Raw genomic sequence first — 16,271 nt, 5'->3', positions numbered from 1 at the left:
AGTGGCCGTCGCGTAGGCGACGAAGGAGCAAGCGGCGGTCGCTCGGACGCGAGCCACCAAGGGGCCTGCGAACACCCAGCGCCGCAGGCGCTGGCAAAACAAACACAGCCCGGCTCGCGTCCGAGTGGCCGTCGCGTAGGCGACGAAGGAGCAAGCGGCGGTCGCTCGGACGCGAGCCACCAAGGGGCCTGCGAACACCCAGCGCCGCAAGCGCTGGGAAAATCGACACCCTAGCTGGGGCGACCGACCTCATAGGTGCCGTCGTCCTTGGTGATCTTGATGTTCACCTTCTTGGCCTCGCCGCTGACCTTCACGCTGCATTCGAAGGTGGCGTCGACCTTGACTTCCTGTCCGGAGGGGCAGGAGACGTCGCTGATGTCCTGGATGCCGTAGGAGTCCGACAGCACCTTCTTCACGCCGTCCTGCACCGCGGCCTGGTCCAGTTGGTCCTTGGCGGTCAGCACGAGCACGAGCGCGACGATCGCGCCGACCACCGCGACGCCGAGCAGCGACAGACCGATGATCAAGCCTTTACCCTTGCCGCCCTGCTGCGGCGGCTGGCCGGGAGCGCCCCACTGCGGCTGGGGCTGCTGCGCTTGCCCCCACTGCGGCTGCTGCCCCTGCTGGCCCCAGTCCTGCTGCGGCTGGCCCCATTGCGGCTGGCCCTGTGCGGGCTGCTGCCCCCACTGCGGCTGCTGCGGCTGCTGGCCCCACTGCGGCTGCTGCGGCTGCTGGCCCCACTGCTGCTGCGGTTGCTGCTGCTCACCCCAGTGCTGGGTCGGCTGGGCGGAGGCCGGAGTCTGCGGCTGACCACCCCACTGCTGCGTGGGACCGGCTCCGCCCGGCGCCTGCTGTCCACTCCACTGCTGGGTGGGATCGTTGCGTCCCTCCCCGGGGTCGTTCGGTCCGTACGGGCCGCTCATCTGCTTGCCTCCACTCGCATCGTTGTACACACGGTAGCCCCCCGCGTGGGCCTCGTCGCATGACACGACTATTCCGCCACGGTCGGTACGCGAAAGAAATCAAATCACAATCGAATCCGCCGTGTTGTTATTGCCGCCGCCGCGAGCCCGACGCTCACGCCGCTCAGGCGGCGTCCACCGCCACGACGCCCCGGCGGATCGCCCGCACCGCCTTGGCCGCGGTGGCCGCGACCTCGGGATCGTCGGCGGTGCCGTGGATCTGGTCGAGCAGATCGATCACCTGCCTGCACCAGCGCACGAAATCACCGGCCGACAGCGGGGCGCCCTGGTCACCGCTGGCGAGCAACGACTCGGCCAATCCATCGCCCCGCGCCCATTTGTAGACGCCGTCCACGAAACCCAGATCGGGCTCCCTGGTCGGGGGCAGTTTGTGCCGCGCCTCGTCGGATCGCAGCTCGGACCAGACCCCGATGGTCGCGCCGACCGCCCGCCGGATCGGCGCCGTCGGACCGCTCGCGCCGAGATAGCCACCCTCCTGGCGGGATTCGTACACCAGGACCGACACCACGCCGGCCAGTTCGGCCGGGCCGAGGCCGCGCCACAGCCCCTTCCTGAGGCATTCGGCGACCAGCAGGTCGCTTTCGGCGTAGAGGCGAGCCAGTCTGCGTCCGTCCGGAGTCACCTCGCTCTCCTGCACGAATCCGCGTTCCTCCAGCAGGCCGAGGATGCGATCGAAGGTGCGCGCCAGCGAATTGGTGGTCGCGGCAACCTTCTGGCGCATCGCCTCCGTCTCGCGCAGCAGCCGGTTGTAGCGCTCACCCACCCGGGCCAGTTGCTCGCGATCGGGCCGCGAGTGGGCCGGATGCGCGCGCAGGCTGCGGCGCAGCGTGGCCAGTTCCCGGTCGTCGGCAGCGGCGGACTGCCTGCCGCGCCGCGGCCTGCCCGGCACCGAGATCCCCGTGCTGCGCAGCGCGGAGGCCAGATCGCGGCGGATGCGCGCGGTCCGGTGATCCACCCGGCGCGGCAGCCGCATGTGCCCGAGCGCCTCGGCGGGCACCGGGAAATCGGCGACCGACACCCGGCCGGCCCACTTGTCCTCGGTGAGCACCAGGGGCCGCGGATCGCCGGGGGTCGCGTCCGGCTCCAGGATCACCGCGAGCCCGGCGCGTCGGCCGGAGGGAATCGCCACCACGTCGCCACGCCGCAGCGCGCCGAGCGCGTCGACCGCGGCGCCTCGCCGGTCGGCGCGGCTCTGCTGGGTCAGCTGCCGCTCGCGCTGCTTGATCCGGTCGCGCAGCGACAGGTACTCCAGGAACCCGCCTTCCGCGCCGCCGATCTGGTCGCGCAGCTTGCGCAGCGCCGCCTCGTTGCGCTCGATGCCGCGCACCAGCCCGACCACCGACCGGTCTGCCTGGAACTGGGCGAACGACCGCTCCAGCAGGGCACGCGATTCGTCGGCGCCCATCCGGTCGATGAGGTTGATCGACATGTTGTAGCCCGGCCGGAACGAACTGCGCAGGGGGTAGGTGCGCGTCGAGGCGAGACCGGCGACCGCGCTGGTGTCCACCTCGGGCTGCCACAGCACCACCGCGTGGCCTTCGACGTCGATACCGCGCCGCCCCGCGCGCCCGGTCAGCTGGGTGTACTCGCCGGGCGTGAGTTCGGCGTGCGATTCGCCGTTGAACTTGACCAGCCGCTCCAGCACGACGGTGCGCGCGGGCATGTTGATGCCGAGGGCCAGCGTCTCGGTGGCGAAGACGGCACGCACCAGCCCGTTGACGAACAGTTCCTCGACGGTGTGCCGGAACGCGGGCAGCATCCCGGCGTGATGCGCGGCCAGGCCGCGGTGCAGCGCCTCGCGCCACTCCCAGTAACCGAGCACCTCGAGATCGGTCTTGGGCAGATCGCCGGTGTGCTTGTCGATGATCGCGTCGACCTCGTGGCGCTCGTCCGGACGGCTCAGGTCGAGCCGCGAGCGCAGGCACTGCGCGAGCGCGCCGTCGCAACCCGCACGGCTGAAGATGAACGTGATCGCGGGCAGCAGGCCCTCTTCGTCCAGTTTGGCGAGCACCTCCGGCCGCGGCAGCGGACGGAAGTCCCGGCGTGGGCCGCCGCGGCCGTTGCGCTGGGGGCCCCAGCTGTTCATCCGGTCGGCGGCCTCGCGGTGGCGGATGAACCGCACCAGGTCTTCGTCGACGAGCACCTTCTGTTCGGTGGATTTGGTGTCGAACAGGTCGAACATCCGCCGCCCCACCATGACGTGCTGCCACAGCGGCACCGGCCTGGTCTCGTCGACCACCACCGCGGTGTCGCCGCGCACGGTTTCCATCCAGGCGCCGAACTCCTCGGCATTGCTCACCGTGGCCGAAAGGCTGACCAGCCGCACGTCCGGAGGCAGGTGCAGGATGACCTCCTCCCACACGGCGCCGCGGAACCGGTCGGCGAGGTAGTGCACCTCGTCCATCACGACGTAGGACAGTCCGCGCAGCGCGTCCGAGGAGGCGTAGAGCATGTTGCGCAGCACCTCGGTGGTCATCACGACCACCGGAGCGCCCGGGTTGATCGATTGGTCGCCGGTCAGCAGCCCGACGCTGTCACGGCCGTAGCGCTCGGTGAGGTCGGCGAACTTCTGGTTCGACAGCGCCTTGATGGGCGTGGTGTAGAAACACTTCCCACCGGCCGCCAGCGCCAGGTGAACGGCGAACTCGCCCACCACCGTCTTGCCCGCGCCCGTCGGCGCGCAGACCAAGACGCTGTGGCCTTCCTCGAGCGCCGCACAGGCAGCACGCTGAAAGGGATCCAGCCGGAACTTCAGCTCGGCGGAAAATACGGCCAACTCGCCCGTCTGCGACCGGTCATCTGTCACTCGTCAGAGCGTATCGGAGTAGTCCGACACCGGTCGTGTGGATTTCTCCGCAGGGGTGGTGAGCGACTCGGCCGGATCGATCGGCTCCGGGGCGCCCAGATCGGAAGCCTCCTCGTCGGACAACGCACCAAGGCCCTCGCGCTCCTTGCGCGCCCGGCGGCGATCGTTGATCCGGGAGAACTGGATCGCCACTTCGAACAACACCGTCAGCGCCAACGCCAGCGCCAGCATCGAGAAGGGATCCTGCGGCGTCACGATCGCCGCGAACACGAACAAACCGAAGGTGATCCCGCGCCGCCACGCCTTGAGCCGCTGATAGGTCAGCACTCCCACGAGGTTCAATCCGACGATCAGCAACGGCGTCTCGAAACTGACCCCGAAGATGATCAGCAACTGCAGGATGAAACTGAAATACTGCGACCCGCTCAGCGCCGTGATCTGCACGTTGTCGCCGATGGTCAGCAGGAAGCTCAACGCGTGCGCGATCACCACATAGGCCAGCACCGCCCCCGCGGCGAACAACACCGTGCCCGAGGAAACGAACCCGATCGCGTATTTGCGTTCCTTGGCATACAGCCCCGGGGTGATGAACGCCCACAGCTGGTACAGCCAGATCGGCGCCGCCAGCACGACGCCCGCGGTCATGCCGACCTTCAATCGCAACGTGAACTGCTCGAACGGCGCGGTCGCCAGCAGACGGCACTCCCCGTCCTGGCTCAACGTCGCGCGCGCCGAGGCGGGCAGCGAACAGTACGGCCCGCGCAGGATCTCACCCAGGCTCTCGACCCCCAGGAACCCGTGCCCGTACCACAGGAACCCCAGTACCGTCGTCGCGATCACCGCCGCGATCGACACCAGCAACCGGTAACGCAGCTCCTGCAAATGCTCGACCAACGACATCGTGCCGTCGGGATTCGTCCTGCGCTTGCTACGCCGCGGATCGAACGGGATTCGCATGGTTGGTGATCGCCCCTGGGTTCACGTGCCTCGCTCAGCTCGGCAACAGCACTGAATCCGGAGTGAGCTGTTCCTCACTCCGGCGCGAGCGGATCCGCTCAGACCGACTTCGGCTCGGTACGGGGCTCGGTGGCCTGCGGCGACTGCTGCGCGGCGGGCAGCTGCGGTGCGGGCTGCTGAGCCGGCGCGCCGCTGTCGGACGCGTTGCTCTCGTGCTGCATCTGACTGACCTCGCTCTTGAAGATGCGCAACGACCGGCCCAGGCTGCGGGCCGCGTCGGGCATCCGCTTCGCGCCGAAGAACATCACGAAAACCACCGCAATGATCAGCCAGTGCCAGATGCTCAGACTGCCCATGATCTACCTCCCAAGACTGTGATGCCTCGATGCTACCGGACCGTGACGTGCGCGAACGCTGCCGTCACTGCTCGTTCGCCCCGCGTCCGGGCACGGCGCCCGCCGCGGCGGCCCGCAACTGGCCGAGCAATTCCGGGCCGGTCCACGCGCGCCTGCCGCCCTGCTCGGCGGCGACGATCAATTCGATCAGCCGCTGATTCACCGGTGTCGGCATCCCGACCATCGCGCCCAGTCCCACGATTTCTCCGCACAGCCAGGAGATTTCGGTCTTACGGCCCAGTTCCAGGTCGTCCGCCATGGATGAACGCGCCATCGGATCGATGGCCAACACCTGTCCGGCCACCCGCTGGAACAGGCCGTCGGGGACGGTCAGCAGCGTGGCCATCACCCGTGGCGGCAGCGGAGTCAGCCGGGCGGGGCGAATTCGCGCCTTGTTCATCGCCGCGAGCGCTTCGCGCTGAGTCAGCGCGAGACAGCGGCGGTAGTCCCGCTCGGCGAGTTGCTCCCGCAGCGGGCGCCCCGACAGCGCGTTGATCGGGTTGTTGAGGTTGAGCAGGAGCTTCGCCCACTGCACCGGGCGCAGGTCGCGGTACCGCCGCAAGCCGAGTCCCGCCCGCTCGAACACGTCCAGGTACGGCGCCAGCGCCGGGTCGTCCTGCACCGCGAGCCCGCCCTCGGTGCCGCGATGGAAACGGCCGCCGGGATGGTGCACGACATTGAACATCACCATGCCTGCCAGCACCACGCAATGCGGCAGGATCTCGCGGATCACCGAGTCGTTGCCGATACCGTTCTGCAGGCTGAGCACCACGGTGCCCGGCCTGATCTTGCCCGCGAGATCGCGCACCGCCGCCGCTGTCGCCGCCGATTTCACCGTGACCAGCACCAGATCGGCCGATCCGACGTCATCCGGTTCGGTGGCGCGGTGGAATCGGTCCGCGGGTAACGCCTCGTCACCGCCGTCGAGGTCGGTGAGCCGGAGCCCGGACGAGCCGAGTTCGTCGAGCACCCGTCTGCGGCCGACCAGGGTGACCTCCGCGCCCGCCACGCCGAGTTTGCCGCCCACGAAGTTGCCGATGCTGCCCGCGCCTACCACCAGCACACGACTGTTCATGCCGGTAGGGCCTCTTCGTCTCTCATCGAGCCCCCAGGAATCCGGCTTCCTCGTAGGCGGCCAGCGCGGCGTTGGACCGCTCGCGCACCGCCGCGACCAGCTCCGGTGGCCCGAGCACGGTGACGCCCGCCCCGAAACCGAGCAGCAGGCGGGCCATCCAGTCCAGCGTGGCGAACCGCATGGTCGCCTCCAAGCTGCCGTCGGGATGCACCGCCAGCCGGTGCATCGGGTACTGATCGAGAACCCAGGCGTAGTCGGCGTGGATTCGTAGACGCGCCAAGGGAACCGCCGGATCGTCCTGGAACAGGTCCAGGCCCGCCGTCGCCTCGGTCGCATGCTTCGGCGGCCGGGCGAGTTCGTCCAGCTCGGTCGCCGCTTCGATCCGGTCGAAGCGGAACAGCCGCACTCCCTCGGCCTGCCTGCACCAGGCTTGCAGATAGCTGTTGTCGTCCACGAGAACGATGCGAATCGGGTCGACGATGCGTTCGGACACCACGTCGCGGCTGGCGGAGTAGTACACCAGCCGCAGCGCCCGGCCGAGCGCCAGCGCCGAGCGCACGGCCGCCACCGTGGGCGCCTCCTGCGGCGGCGTCGGGAATCGCCCGTCGGCGTCGGTGGACGCGCCACCCGCGATCGCCGATTCGATCTTCGCGATGGCCGCGTGCGCCGCGGTGGGGTCCACCATGCCGGGCATGTCGACGATCGAGCGCAGCGCGACCAGCAGCGCGGTCGCTTCGGTGGATGTCAGCCGCAACGGCCGGTCGATACCTGCGGAGAAGGTGACCTCGATGCTCTCCTCGGAGAACGACAGGTCGATCAGGTCGCCCGGACCGTAGCCGGGCAGGCCGCACATCCAGAGCTGGTTGAGGTCGCTCATCAGTTGCTTGGTGGTGACGCCCAGGTCGGCGGCGGCCTCGGCGGCGCTGATGCCGGGGTGGGCGATGAAGTACGGGATCATGTTCAGCAGCCGGGAAAGCCGCACCGAGAGCCGCGAGCTCATGCCCGCACCTCCGTCCGGTCGAACACCGAACGCAACCGCGCGATGACATCGGCGCGGAGCGACTCGGGAGCCAGCACCACCGCGTCCGGGCCGAGGCCGGTGATGAGCCGGGCCAGCCAGTCGCGCGATCGCACCGGCAGCTCCACCACCGAACCCGCCCGGCCGGCCACGGTGCGCTCGCCGACGACCTGCCCGATCCTGCGCAGCTCACGTCCCCGGCCCTCGGCGACCCATACCGTGGCCGACCCGCTGACCGGCGAGGTGCTGGTGACCTGGTCGACGATGGCACGCAGATCCACACCCGCGGGCTTGCGGACCACATTGCGCGCGCCGTACGCGGTCACCTCGTCGCCGATGCGCGACAGCCGGAAGCTGCGCACCGCGTCCCGGTCGCGGTCGTGCCCGACCAAGTACCAGCGGCCGCGATGGGTGACGACGCCCCACGGCTCCACATCGCGCATCAGATAGGGGGCGTTGATCGCGCCGCGGTGCTCGAACCGCACCGCCTGACCGGCATCGATCGCGGCCAAGAGCTTCCCGAGCACCGGTTCCGAGCCGCGGGTGCGCGCGGGAACGGCGGGCACCGAGGCCACCGCGACATCGGTCTCCACGTGAATGCCCGCGGCACGCAGCTTGAGCAGCGCGCCCTCCGCGGCGGCGGCCAACTCGGGCGATTCCCACATCTGCACGGCCACCGCGACAGCGGCGGCCTCCTGGTCGGTCAGGTCGATGTCGGGTAGCTCGTAGGCGTCGCGGTTGATCCGGTAGCCCTCGATCGTCGAGTACCGGCTCACCGGGCCGACTTCCAGCGGAATGCCCAGATCGCGCAGTTCGTTCTTGTCCCGCTCGAACATCCGGCTGAACGCTTCGTCACTGGCGGAGTCCTCGTATCCGGCCACACTGTCCCGGATCCGCTCAGCGGTCAGGAACTGCCGGGTCGACAGCAGCGCGATGACCAGATTCATCAGCCGCTCGACCTTGGATATCGCCACCCGATAGAGGGTAATCTGCGCACCCGCGCCACCGCGCGGCGGCGCGCGATTCGGCGATGTTTCGGCCGCGACGTCGACAATTCGCAGCGTCAGGGACAGGGGCCTGGGCGAAACCGCTGTCAGCCCTCGGCCAGGTATCGCTCGACCTTCTCCACCTTGGCGGTGATCGCATCGGTCACGCCGGGCCGGATCTCGGCCTTCAGCACCAGGCTGCACCGTGGCGCCACGGCGAGGATGGCATCGGTCGCCTGTTTCACCACGGCCATCACCTCGTCCCACTCGCCCTCGACGGTGGTGAACATGGCATCGGTGTGGTTGGGCAGTCCGCTGGCGCGCACCACGCGGACCGCTTCGGCGACCGCGCGCCCGACGTCGACGCCGGTCCCGAGCGGTGTGACGGAGAAGGCGATGATCATGCCTCGATCATGCCCGCCCGGTCACATGGACGCGATCAGGCGATCGACGCGCTCGTCCACCGAGCGGAACGGGTCCTTGCACAGCACGGTGCGCTGCGCCTGGTCGTTCAGCTTGAGGTGCACCCAGTCGACGGTGAAGTCGCGGCCCGCCTCCTGCGCGGCGGTGATGAAGTCACCGCGCAACTTGGCCCTGGTGGTCTGCGGCGGAGTGTCCACCGCCGCGTCCACGGCCTCGTCCTCGGTGACGCGCTTGGCCAGTCCCTTGCGCTGCAGCAGGTCGAAGACGCCGCGCCCGCGTTTGATGTCGTGGTAGGCCAGATCCAGCTGGGCGATCTTGGGATCGGACAGCTCCATGCCGTACCGGTCCTGGTAGCGCTGGAACAACTTGCGCTTGATCACCCAATCGATCTCGGTATCCACCTTCGCGAAGTCCTGCGCCTCGACCGCGTCCAGGGTGCGGCCCCACAGGTCGACCACCTGGTCGATCTGGGGATCGCGGTCCCGATTGCGCAGATGCTCCACGGCGCGGGCGTAGTACTCGCGCTGGATGTCCAGGGCGCTGGCCTGCCGTCCACCGGCCAGGCGCACCGGACGGCGACCGGTCAGGTCGTGGCTGACCTCGCGGATCGCACGGATCGGATTGTCCAGGGCGAAGTCGCGGAACGAGACGCCCGCCTCGATCATCTCCAGCACCAGGGCGGCCGTGCCGACCTTGAGCATGGTGGTGGTCTCGGACATGTTGGAGTCGCCCACGATCACGTGCAGGCGGCGGTACTTCTCCGCGTCGGCATGCGGCTCGTCGCGGGTGTTGATGATCGGCCGCGAGCGGGTGGTCGCCGAGGAGACGCCCTCCCAGATGTGCTCGGCGCGCTGCGACAGGCAGAACGTGGCCGCCTTCGGCGTCTGCAGCACCTTGCCCGCGCCGCAGATCAGCTGGCGGGTGACCAGGAACGGCAGCAGCACGTCCGAGATCCGGGAGAATTCGCCCGCGCGAACCACCAGGAAGTTCTCGTGGCAGCCGTAGGAGTTGCCCGCGGAGTCGGTGTTGTTCTTGAACAAGTAGATGTCGCCGCCGATGCCTTCTTCGGCCAGACGCTGCTCGGCGTCGATCAGCAACTCTTCGAGGACCCGCTCGCCCGCACGGTCGTGGGTCACCAGTTGCGCCAGGTTGTCGCACTCCGCGGTCGCGTACTCCGGGTGGGACCCGACATCGAGGTAGAGCCGAGCACCGTTGCGGAGGAACACGTTCGAGCTACGGCCCCAGGACACCACCCGGCGGAACAGATACCGGGCCACCTCGTCGGGGGACAGTCGACGGTGACCGTGGAAGGTGCATGTCACACCGAACTCGGTCTCGATCCCCATAATTCGTCGCTGCACACCATCGACATTACAGCCATGTGCGGGACTTGCGGGGTGCACCGAACAACCCGTATGCATACGTCTTCACAACGATTTGGCCCGCTTTGTCGGAATTTGCCCGGACGAAACGCCGCTTCGACCGAAGGATGCCCCCCTCGCCACCGGTTGCGGACATGCCGACGCGGCCCGCGAACGAGGTGTCGTTCGCGGGCCGCCGAGCTCGTCGCCCCCGGCGGATCACTCCGCCGGCGGGGTGTCCTTCGCCGGGGGCTCCGCTTCCTTCTCGGACGCATCGGTTGCCTCGGCCGGGCTGAGCAGCCGCTCCAGGGCGGCATCCGCGACCCGCCGGAACGCCCGGCGCGGACGCGCCTGCTCCAGGGTCGCGACCTCGAGCGTGTTCACGCCCAGGACCCGCTTCTCCTTCTCCGTGCCCTCCGGCACGCCCGCCTGCAGCGCGCGCACCGCGACGCCGACCGCGGAGGCCAGGTCCAGACCCGGCTGGTAGGACGACTTCAAGGCGGTGACGATCGGCTCGGTCGTGCCGCCCATCACCACGAACTCCCGCTCGTCCACGATCGACCCGTCGAACGTGATCCGGTACAGCACCGACTGCGGCGCCTGCTCCGGATAACCCACCTCCGCCACACAGATCTCCACCTCGTAAGGCTTGAGCTGATCGGTGAAGATGGATCCGAGGGCCTGCGCGTAGGCGTTGGCCAGCGCACGACCGGTGACATCGCGGCGATCGTACTGATACCCGCGGATGTCGGCCTGCAGGATGCCGCCCCGGCGCAGATTCTCGAACTCGTTGTATTTGCCGACCGCGGCGAACCCGATGCGGTCGTACAGCTCACTCACCTTGTGCAGCGTCGTGGACGGATTTTCCGCGACGAACAGCACACCCTTCTCATACGTCAGCACCACGACGCTGCGCCCCCGACCGATACCCTTGCGGGCCAGTTCGGTCTTGTCGCGCATGATCTGCTCGGCCGACGCGTAGTACGGCAACGTCATGCTCAGGCGGTCCCTTCTTCGGCGGCCTCACGGTCGGCGACGATTCCGCGAGTGATCTCCGCGAGCCGCGACTCGGTCACCTCGACCGCACCCTCCTCATCGATCACGATCGCCGTCGGGAAGATGCCGCGCACCAGATCCGGGCCACCCGTCGCGGTGTCGTCGTCGGCCGCGTCGTACAACGACTCGACGGCGATGCGCAGCGCGCGATCCTGATCGATTCCCTTGGCGTACAACTTCTTCAGCGCGGACTTCGCGAACACCGAGCCGGAACCGACCGCGGCGTACCCGAAACGCTCCTCGCTGCGTCCACCCACCACATCGAACGACACGATGCGACCCGCCTTGTCCGGGTCGGTGGCGCCCAGGTCGTAACCGACCAGCATCGGCACCACCGCCAGACCCTGCAGGGCCGCGGGCAAATTCTCGCGCACCATCTTCGACAGCTTGTTGGCCTTGCCGTCGAAGGTCAGCGGCACGCCCTCGAGCTTCTCGTAGTGCTCCAGCTCCACCGCGAAGATCCGCACCATCTCCACCGCCATGCCCGCGGTGCCCGCGATGCCCGCGGCGGAATAGCTGTCGGTGATGTAGACCTTTTCGATGTCCCGGCTGGCCAGCAGGTTCCCCTGCGTCGCTCGCCGGTCACCGGCGATCAGCACACCGCCGCGGTAACTCACCGCGACGATGGTGGTGCCGTGCGGGGCTATCTCCTTCGCGGAAGTGCCGCCGGATATTCCGGCGGCACCCTGTCCGAACCTGGTGGCAGGCAACAGGTCCGGAGCATGCATACGGAGATAGTCGGAGAAGGAAGAGAGGGCGTACCCCAGGTGGAGACGCGAGGGGTCACCGACTGTCACTGGCCACCTTTCTGCACGTACGCGCGGACGAAGTCCTCGGCGTTCTCCTCGAGCACGTCATCGATCTCGTCGAGCAGGTCGTCGGTTTCCTCCGCCAGCTTCTCGCGGCGCTCCTGACCGGCGGCATCCACACCGTCCGGGCCCTCGTCCTCGTCGCCACCCCCGGCGCGCTTGGTCTGCTCTTGTGCCATGGCAGCCGACCTCCTCTGTCCTCACCATGACCGGGACCCATCGTGAGCACGATCCCGATCATGAGCATTGTCCGTGCTCGTTCCTCAACACTACCTACCAGCACCGACAGTGTGCCTATTTTGCTGTGTCATCGGCCGCGCGGGCGCGGCGTGTTCGCGGCCGGTGTTTGTTTTTCAGGCTCGGCCTCGCTTCGCTCGAAACCCGGGGCTGAGCTGGTGTGGTGGCGTAGGACAGTAGCGAATCCTCGCCGATGTCCGGAGCGTCCCCGGCGTCGCCGAACACGCGTAGCCCGGCCGACCGTGGGATGGCCGGGACACGCGCTGCCGGAAACTACGTCGTGAGCTGTTCGACCAGGTCGGCTGCCGTGGTCACGCCGTCGAGGAGCTTGCCGACGTGGGCCTTGGTGCCGCGGCGTGGTTCCAGGGTGGGGATGCGGACCAGGGAGTCGCCGCCCAGGTCGAAGATCACCGAGTCCCAGCTGGCCGCCGCGATGTCGGCGCCGAAGCGGCGCAGGCATTCGCCGCGGAAGTAGGCGCGGGTGTCGGTGGGCGGGTTGGTCATGGCGTCGAGGACCTGTTGCTCGTTGATCAGGCGCTTCATCGAGCCGCGGGCGACCAGACGGTTGTAGAGGCCCTTGTCCAGGCGCACGTCGGAGTACTGCAGGTCCATCAGGTGCAGCTTGGGGGCCGCCCAGCCGAGACCCTCCCGGCTGCGCATACCCTCCAGCAGGCGCAGCTTGGCGGGCCAGTCGAGCAGGTTGGCGCACTCCATCGGATCGCGTTCGAGCAGGTCGAGCACCATCGCCCAGTTCTCGATGATGTCCTGGACGCGCTTGTCGTCGTTGCCGGTGCGATCGACGAATTTCACCACCCGGTCCAGGTAGACGCGCTGCAACGCGAGGCCGGTCAGCTCACGGCCGTCGGCGAGCGCGACGGTCGCCCGCAGCGTGGGGTCGTGACTGATCGTGTGCACCGCGGTGACCGGGCGCGCCAATTGCAGGTCCGACAGGTCCTCCCCCGCCTCGATCAGGTCGAGGACCAGGGCGGTGGTGCCGACCTTGAGGTAGGTCGACATCTCGGCCAGGTTGGCGTCCCCGATGATGACGTGCAGCCTGCGGTACTTGTCGGCATCGGCGTGCGGTTCGTCGCGGGTGTTGATGATGCCCCGCTTGAGCGTGGTCTCCAGGCCGACCTCGACCTCGATGTAGTCCGAGCGCTGGGACAGCTGGAAGCCCGCGTGGTCGCCGGATTGGCCGATGCCGACCCGGCCGGAGCCGCACACCACCTGCCGGGACACGAAGAACGGGGTGAGCCCGACGATGATCTGGTTGAACGGGGTGTCCCGGCTCATCAGGTAGTTCTCGTGGGTGCCGTAGGAGGCGCCCTTGCCGTCGACGTTGTTCTTGTACAGCTGCAGCCGCGGGGCCCCCGGCACGCTCGAGGCGTGCCGCGCGGCGGCCTCCATCACCCGCTCGCCCGCCTTGTCCCAGATCACCGCGTCCAGCGGGTCGGTGACCTCGGGCGCGGAGTATTCCGGGTGGGCGTGGTCGACGTAGAGCCGGGCGCCGTTGGTGAGGATCATGTTGGCGGCACCCACCTCGTCGGCGTCGATCACCGGCGCGGGCCCGTTCATCCGGCTCAGGTCGAATCCGCGCGCGTCGCGCAGCGGCGACTCCACCTCGTAGTCCCAGCGGGTGCGCTTCGCACGCGGCACGCCCTCCGCCGCGGCGTAGGCCAAGACCGCCTGGGTCGAGGTGAGGATCGGGTTGGCCGACGGCTCGGTCGGGGTCGAGATGCCGTATTCGACCTCTATTCCGATGATGCGCTGCATGCTGTCGAGCCTATGCGACGCACCCGGCGCAACCGGTCGCGACCGGCGGAGTCCAATGTCATACCGCAGGTGGTACTTCCGGAGGACTCGTCGCGGCGCAGGTCGGCGCGATAGTCGGGACATGTCCGAATCGATCGCCGACCGCCGCGCGGAGACCACCGAACAACGACGATCGGCGCCCGCGCGCACCCGGCTCGTCGCATTGGACGTGCTACGCGGGATCGCGATTCTGGGCACCCTCGGCACCAACATCTGGATCATGACCAACCCGCAGGGGCTGGTCGGCTACCTGCACGACCTGGGCGGGCAGGCCGGCGGATGGACGTGGACCGAGCGTGTGCTCCAACAGGCGGCGCAGGGCAAGTTCCTCGGGCTGCTCACCGTCATGTTCGGCATCGGCCTGGCCATCCAGCAGCGCTCCGCGACGACGGCCGGGCGCCGCTGGCCGGGCAAGTACCCCTTGCGCGCGGGACTCCTGCTGCTGGACGGCCTGCTCAATTTCGTCTTCGTCGCCGAGTTCGACGTCCTGATGGGTTACGCGGTGACCGGCCTCGTCGTCGCGTTCGTGCTCGCCACCGGCGAGCGCGCGCAGCGGCGCTGGCTGGTCGGCGCGGCGGCCGTGCACGCGTCGATGTTGACGCTGATCGCGCTGGCGCTGGTGTTCGCACCGCGCCGAGATCCGGCCGCACCTCCCGCGCTGGACCCGAATCCATACGCGGAGGGCTCGTTCTGGGATCTCGCGATGTTCCGGCTCGGCCACGCCGGGCTGTTCCGGGTGGAGGCGGTCTTCGTCTTCGCGATGTCGGTCGCGCTGTTCCTGACCGGCGCCCGGCTGTTTCGGGCCGGGGTGTTCGGCCCGGAAGGCGACCGGATCCGGAAGCGGCTGATGATCCTCGGATTCGGCGTGGCGGCGCCGATCGACTCGGCCGTGGGCCTCGTCGGCGGCGGCGACCTCATCCTGTTCACCCGTTACGGCAGCGCCCCGTTCGTCGGTCTCGGCATTCTGGCTGCGGTCGCCGAGTGGTACCTGCGGCATCCCGTGGCCGGGTTCGCCGGGCGGCGCCTCACCGAGATCGGCCGCACCGCGCTCAGCTGCTACATCCTGCAGAACCTGGTGGCGTCGACGCTCTGCTACGGCTGGGGTTCGGGACTCGCCGCCCGCGTCGCACCCGGCGACCGCGTCCCGTTCACCATCGGTGTCTACCTGCTGGTGGCGGTGATCATCGCGAGCGGAGCGCACCTGTGGTTACGCCGCTTCGAGCGAGGGCCGGTGGAGTGGTTCTGGAACGTGAGCTATCGGACGCTGTCCCGGGAACGCAGCGAACGCCCGCGGGCCTGACATGCCGACCGGCTCGGCGCCGAACTCGGCTGCGCCGCTGGGCTTGTCGCACCGGGGCGCGGACGAAAGGGCCGGACACGGCGCTCGGCTGCCGCTACCGTCTTACTGTGACGCTCGCCGATCGCTACCCCTTGCTGCACACCCCGGCCCACTGGGCATGGGGTGATCTGGATGTGCGGTTCTCCACCACGCTCCCGTCCGACGAGCTGGTCACCAACATCCACGTGGTCTGCTTCGTCGGCGACGAGATCGTCCTGTGCCGCGACGATCGCGACGTCTGGCTGATTCCCGGCGGCACCAGGGAACGCGGCGAGTCGATCGACGCGTGTGTGCGCCGCGAACTGCTCGAGGAGGCGGGAGCGCGCCCGATCGGACCGATCGCGTGGTTCGGCGCCCACCACGCCACGAGCAACAGCGCCGCGCCGCATCGCGAGTGGCAGCCCCATCCGCACAAGGCGTGGCTCTGGTGCACCGCCGACGTGGTGCTCGATTCCGCGCCGACCAATCCCTACGACGCCGAGCAGATCCTCGAGGTACGCACTTTTCCGGTCGCCGAGGCGATGCGGCGAGCCGAATCCGACGGCGAGCACCTGAGCGAACTCGTGGCGTTGGCCGTCGAGCTGCACCGGCCCGCGTTGCGACCTGATCGTCCCGTGTGACCGCCTGGCCGCGGCCCGGTTTATTCGGCCGCCGCACCACATACGAGATCGGGGCAGAATCGAAGGATGGCAACGGCAACATGGCACGGCCGCGTCCTGGCGACCAGCAACGACACCATCCTCATCGAGGGCAACCACTACTTCCCGCCGGACTCCATCCAGCCGGAGTTCTTCCAGCCCTCCGATACGCACACCTACTGCCCGTGGAAGGGCACCGCCAGCTACTACACGGTGGTGGTCGACGGAGACTCCAATACCGATGCCGCCTGGTACTACGCGGAGCCGAAGACCAAGGCGGCGCAGATCAAGGACTATGTCGCGTTCTGGCGCGGCGTCGAGGTGACCGAGAACTGACCGGCGGACTTTCGCTGCGAGCAATCGAATAGCGAACTCA

At 68.7% G+C, this 16,271-nt stretch carries 16 protein-coding genes; 3 read left to right on the top strand and 13 right to left on the bottom strand.

Annotated elements, in window-relative coordinates:
* Positions 1–230: 230 nt before the first annotated feature.
* From ABZ420_RS19185 to dop, 13 genes are all read right to left on the bottom strand, one after another.
* The gene (locus ABZ420_RS19185; RefSeq protein ID WP_357124244.1) at positions 231–923 is read right to left on the bottom strand and encodes a DUF4333 domain-containing protein; all 693 of its coding nucleotides are present in this window, start codon (positions 921–923) and stop codon (positions 231–233) included.
* Positions 924–1,086: 163 nt separating this feature from the next.
* Positions 1,087–3,789 (bottom strand): RNA helicase, encoded by a 2,703-nt coding sequence (locus ABZ420_RS19180; protein WP_357124241.1) that lies wholly within the window; start codon positions 3,787–3,789, stop codon positions 1,087–1,089.
* Positions 3,790–3,792: 3 nt separating this feature from the next.
* Positions 3,793–4,746, bottom strand: a complete 954-nt coding sequence (tatC, locus tag ABZ420_RS19175; protein ID WP_357124238.1) for a twin-arginine translocase subunit TatC — start codon at positions 4,744–4,746, stop codon at positions 3,793–3,795.
* Positions 4,747–4,844: 98 nt separating this feature from the next.
* Positions 4,845–5,102 carry a Sec-independent protein translocase subunit TatA gene (gene tatA, locus ABZ420_RS19170; protein ID WP_062972818.1) on the bottom strand — a complete coding sequence of 86 codons (258 nt, stop codon included), beginning with the start codon at positions 5,100–5,102 and terminating at the stop codon, positions 4,845–4,847.
* A gap of 64 nt (positions 5,103–5,166) precedes the next feature.
* Positions 5,167–6,216 (bottom strand): 2-dehydropantoate 2-reductase, encoded by a 1,050-nt coding sequence (locus tag ABZ420_RS19165; protein WP_357124234.1) that lies wholly within the window; start codon positions 6,214–6,216, stop codon positions 5,167–5,169.
* Between the two features lie 22 nt (positions 6,217–6,238).
* The gene (locus tag ABZ420_RS19160; RefSeq protein ID WP_062972814.1) at positions 6,239–7,216 is read right to left on the bottom strand and encodes a YafY family protein; all 978 of its coding nucleotides are present in this window, start codon (positions 7,214–7,216) and stop codon (positions 6,239–6,241) included.
* Positions 7,213–8,208 (bottom strand): YafY family protein, encoded by a 996-nt coding sequence (locus tag ABZ420_RS19155; protein WP_357124231.1) that lies wholly within the window; start codon positions 8,206–8,208, stop codon positions 7,213–7,215. The genes ABZ420_RS19160 and ABZ420_RS19155 overlap by 4 nt, the downstream gene beginning before the upstream one ends.
* Positions 8,209–8,327: 119 nt before the next feature.
* Positions 8,328–8,624, bottom strand: a complete 297-nt coding sequence (locus ABZ420_RS19150; RefSeq protein ID WP_357124228.1) for a thiamine-binding protein — start codon at positions 8,622–8,624, stop codon at positions 8,328–8,330.
* Positions 8,625–8,645: 21 nt separating this feature from the next.
* The gene (gene pafA, locus ABZ420_RS19145) at positions 8,646–10,004 is read right to left on the bottom strand and encodes a Pup--protein ligase (RefSeq protein WP_174186519.1); all 1,359 of its coding nucleotides are present in this window, start codon (positions 10,002–10,004) and stop codon (positions 8,646–8,648) included.
* Between the two features lie 219 nt (positions 10,005–10,223).
* The gene (gene prcA / locus ABZ420_RS19140; protein ID WP_357124225.1) at positions 10,224–11,000 is read right to left on the bottom strand and encodes a proteasome subunit alpha; all 777 of its coding nucleotides are present in this window, start codon (positions 10,998–11,000) and stop codon (positions 10,224–10,226) included.
* Between the two features lie 2 nt (positions 11,001–11,002).
* A complete protein-coding gene (prcB, locus tag ABZ420_RS19135; RefSeq protein ID WP_062972808.1) occupies positions 11,003–11,857 on the bottom strand; it encodes a proteasome subunit beta in 855 nt (284 codons plus the stop codon).
* Positions 11,854–12,048 (bottom strand): ubiquitin-like protein Pup, encoded by a 195-nt coding sequence (locus ABZ420_RS19130; RefSeq protein WP_014986166.1) that lies wholly within the window; start codon positions 12,046–12,048, stop codon positions 11,854–11,856. The genes prcB and ABZ420_RS19130 overlap by 4 nt, the downstream gene beginning before the upstream one ends.
* A 331-nt stretch (positions 12,049–12,379) precedes the next feature.
* On the bottom strand, positions 12,380–13,879 hold the full coding sequence (dop, locus tag ABZ420_RS19125; RefSeq protein ID WP_040867183.1) for a depupylase/deamidase Dop: 1,500 nt from the start codon (positions 13,877–13,879) through the stop codon (positions 12,380–12,382).
* Between the two features lie 121 nt (positions 13,880–14,000).
* Here dop and ABZ420_RS19120 point away from each other — a divergent pair, with 121 nt between their 5' ends.
* The 3 genes from ABZ420_RS19120 to ABZ420_RS19110 all read left to right on the top strand — a co-directional run bounded on the left by ABZ420_RS19120 (position 14,001) and on the right by ABZ420_RS19110 (position 16,231).
* Positions 14,001–15,218, top strand: a complete 1,218-nt coding sequence (locus ABZ420_RS19120; protein WP_357124221.1) for a DUF418 domain-containing protein — start codon at positions 14,001–14,003, stop codon at positions 15,216–15,218.
* Positions 15,219–15,325: 107 nt separating this feature from the next.
* On the top strand, positions 15,326–15,877 hold the full coding sequence (locus ABZ420_RS19115) for an NUDIX domain-containing protein (RefSeq protein WP_357124218.1): 552 nt from the start codon (positions 15,326–15,328) through the stop codon (positions 15,875–15,877).
* 66 nt (positions 15,878–15,943) lie between these two features.
* Positions 15,944–16,231: a DUF427 domain-containing protein gene (locus ABZ420_RS19110; protein ID WP_357031658.1), complete on the top strand. Its 288-nt coding sequence runs from the start codon at positions 15,944–15,946 to the stop codon at positions 16,229–16,231.
* Positions 16,232–16,271 lie beyond the last annotated feature (40 nt).

Source organism: Nocardia sp. NPDC005745 (genome assembly GCF_040630775.1).
GTDB lineage: Bacteria > Actinomycetota > Actinomycetes > Mycobacteriales > Mycobacteriaceae > Nocardia.
This window is presented reverse-complemented; position numbering and strand designations above follow the sequence as displayed.